We start from the raw sequence: 3,517 nt of genomic DNA on the forward strand, positions 1-3,517 counted from the left end.
CAGCCAGACAGTGCTGAAGCACGGCGCGGGGTCCTGCCCGGTCGGCCGCGTGCCGGCGGGCGAGATCGAAGCGGCCGTCATAGACCAACTGCGCGCCGTGTTCCGCCAGCCGGAGATCGTGGCAGGCACGTGGAAGGCGGCGCGCGCCCACGCCGATGACATCACTGAGGCCGACGCCCGCGCGGCGCTTCAGCAGCTTGATCCACTGTGGGACGAATTGTTCCCGGCAGAGCAGGCGCGCATCGTGGCACTGCTGGTCGAACGCGTGGACATCGCCAGCGACGGCCTGAACGTCAGGATGCGCGTCGACGGGCTCAGCGGTCTGGCCCGCGAGATGCAGACAAGCGGTATTGAGGCCGCAGCATGACTCGCGGGGCTCCGATCCCCGAAACCGTGACGCTGCATGTCCCGTTCCGCGTAGTGAAGCGTGGTGGCCGGAAGGAAATGCAGATGCCCGAGGGCACCACGCAACCGCGGCGGACAGACAACACACTGGTCAAGGCGCTGGCCCGCGCGTTCCGCTGGAAGCGGATGCTTGAGTCGGGCGAGTTCGCCACCATCGCCGAACTGGCCGAGCGCGAGGACATCGCACCCTCCTACATGACCCGCGTCCTGCGCCTCACGCTGCTCGCGCCGGATATCGTGGAGGCGATCCTGGACGGGAAACAGGGGCCAGAGGTGACGCTGGGGCGCGTGCTGGTGCCGTTCCCGCTGGAGTGGGAGCGGCAGCATCTCGACATCGTCGCCCACGACCGGTAATTGTCCAAGAGGCGTTTTGAAGCACAAAAACGGTGCGGCCACGGCAGAGTTCGACGATCAGAATGAAAAAAGAAGCAGAAATAGAGCATGAGCTTATCGAAAGCCTCGTAGGGCTGAAATACTCCTATCGAGACGACATTCGAGATCGCGAAACACTAGAACGCAATTTTCGCCAGAAGTTTGAAGCCCTCAATCGGGTAAATTTAACCGATGGAGAGTTCGAGCGTCTGCTCGACGAAATGGTCGCGCCTGACGTATTTGCTAGCGCAGAAAGACTGCGCAACCTCGAAAAGTTCGAACGCGAAGATGGCACGCCTCTATATTACCAGCTCGTCAATCTTAAGGACTGGTGCAAGAACAGTTTCGAAGTGATTAACCAGCTTCGGATCAACACAAAAAGCAGCCATCATCGCTACGATGTGATCGTGTTGATCAACGGATTGCCGTTGGTACAGATCGAACTGAAATCGCTGCAAGTTTCACCGCGGCGCGCGATGCAGCAGATCATTGATTACCGAAACGATCCAGGCAACGGCTTCGGAAACAGCCTTCTTTGCTTCACGCAGTTGTTCATAGTCAGCAACCGAAGTCAGACTTGGTACTTCGCCAATAACAATAACGAGCATTTCCAGTTCAACGTCGAAGAACGATTTCTGCCGATCTATAAATGGGCTAAAAGGGACAACAGCAAGGTAGAGCACCTTTCCGCATTTGCCGACCAGTTTCTCGCCAAGTGCACGCTGGCCGAGATGATCAGCCGCTACATGGTACTCATCCAGAACGAGCGGAAGCTGATGATGATGCGCCCGTACCAAGTTTATGCGGTTAGGGCGATCGTGGACTGCATCCATGAAAACCGGGGAAACGGATATATCTGGCATACGACCGGCTCGGGCAAGACGCTCACCTCATTCAAGGCGTCCACGCTGCTCAAAGACAACCCCGAAATTGAAAAATGCCTATTCGTCGTCGATCGGAAGGATCTCGACAAACAGACGCGTGAGGAGTTCAACCGCTTCCAACCGGGATGCGTTGAGGAAAACACGAACACTGATACCCTTGTCAGGCGCCTTTTATCGGAGGACTACAAGGACAAGGTGATCGTCACCACCATCCAAAAGCTTGGCCTTGCGCTGGATGCAAGCCACAGGAAGCAATACCGCGAACGTCTCGAACCGCTGCGGGATAAGCGCCTCGTTTTCATTTTCGATGAGTGCCACCGCTCACAATTCGGCGACAACAATAAAGCGATCCGCGAATTCTTCCCTCGTGCGCAGCTCTTCGGCTTCACTGGCACGCCGATCTTCGAGCAGAATGCTAGCAATCAGCGGGTCGAGGGCGAGCAGGCCAGCCTGTTGACCACCACTGACATCTTCGAAAAGGAGCTGCACGCCTATACAATCACCCACGCCATCGACGACGGCAATGTGCTTCGCTTCCATGTCGATTTCTTCAAGCCTGACGGGACCCCATTCAAGCCTGGCGAAGTGCCGGCTAGGCGGGCCGTGGTTGAAGCAATCCTCGACAAGCACGACGCTGCCACCAATCAGCGTAAATTCAACGCGCTATTTGCGACTGCCTCGATCGACGACGCAATCGAATATTTCGGTCTTTTCAAGGAAATCCAGGCCAAGCGCCTAGCCGCCCAAGACGACTTTTGCTCATTGAATGTTGCCTGCGTCTTCTCGCCACCCGCCGAAGGCAACCGCGACATCGCCCAGCTGCAGGAGGATCTGCCGCAGGAGATGGCGGATAATCAGAAGGAGCCGAACCGCAAGAAACAAGCGCTTCAAGAGATCATCGGCGACTACAATTCCCGTTTTGGGACCAACCACCGACTGTCAGAGTTTGACGCATACTACCAGGACGTCCAGCAACGCGTTAAAGATCAAAAATATTCCAACAGCGATCTACCGCACGAGAAAAAGATCGACATCACAATCGTCGTCGACATGTTGCTGACAGGCTTCGACTCGCAGTATCTGAACACGCTCTATGTCGACAAAAGACTGAAGTATCACAACCTCATCCAAGCTGTATCGCGCACCAACCGCGTACTGAACGACTCGAAGCCCTACGGCAACATCCTCGACTTCCGCGCCCAGAAGGACGCCGTCGATGAGGCCATCGCGCTTTTTTCGGGCGAAGCGCCGGAGCGGGCCAAAGAGGTCTGGCTGGTCGACCCGGCACCCAAGGTGATCGAAAAGCTGAAGGGGGCCTCGCAGCAGCTCGCGGATTTCATGAAGTCCCACGGCCTCGATGCTCGGCCTGAAGAGGTGGCGAATCTCAAGGGCGACGAGGCACGCGCTGGATTTATCGAGCGCTTCAAGGAGGTGCGGCGCCTGACCACCCAGCTTGATCAATACACCGACCTCGATGCCGACGCGAAGGCTACGATAGAAGCGCTGATGCCACGCGACGATCTACGCGCTTTCTCGGCGCAGTATCTGGAAACCGCCAAGCGACTCCAGGAGCGGCAGCGCAAGACCGACGACCCCGATGGCCCCACTGCCCAGCTCGATTTCGAATTTGTGCTCTTCGATAGCGCGCTGATCGATTACGACTACATCATGGGTCTCATCGCTCGCTTCTCGCAGGCCGCGCCTAAGAAACAGAAGATGACCCGTGAAGAGTTGATGGGTCTTCTTGCCTCCAGCGCTCGGCTGATGGACGAACGCGACGATCTGGAAGCCTTTATTGCGACGCTGAGGGAGGGCGAAGGCCTAAGCGAAGCCGAGGTTCGTGCGGGCTATGCCCG

2 protein-coding genes and 1 pseudogene are annotated in these 3,517 nt (G+C 57.3%); all 3 read left to right on the forward strand.

Going from position 1 to position 3,517, the window contains the following annotated elements:
• Window positions 1-367: pseudogene (locus DRV84_RS14900) on the forward strand (recombinase family protein); the annotation flags it as partial.
• Window positions 368-450: 83 nt separating this feature from the next.
• On the forward strand, window positions 451-759 hold the full coding sequence (locus DRV84_RS14905; protein ID WP_476748608.1) for a hypothetical protein: 309 nt from the start codon (window positions 451-453) through the stop codon (window positions 757-759).
• Between the two features lie 62 nt (window positions 760-821).
• The coding region (locus tag DRV84_RS14910) for a type I restriction endonuclease subunit R (RefSeq protein ID WP_147298885.1) at window positions 822-3,517 on the forward strand (2,696 nt) is incomplete at its 3' end.

It is taken from the genome of Rhodosalinus sediminis, from assembly GCF_003385555.1.
Classification (GTDB): Bacteria; Pseudomonadota; Alphaproteobacteria; order Rhodobacterales; family Rhodobacteraceae; genus Rhodosalinus; species Rhodosalinus sediminis.

Bases quoted from the DNA above. Each gene is read 5' to 3' on its own strand.
- DRV84_RS14905 (WP_476748608.1), top strand. From the start codon at position 451: ATGCCCGAGGGCACCACGCAACCGCGGCGGACAGACAACACACTGGTC.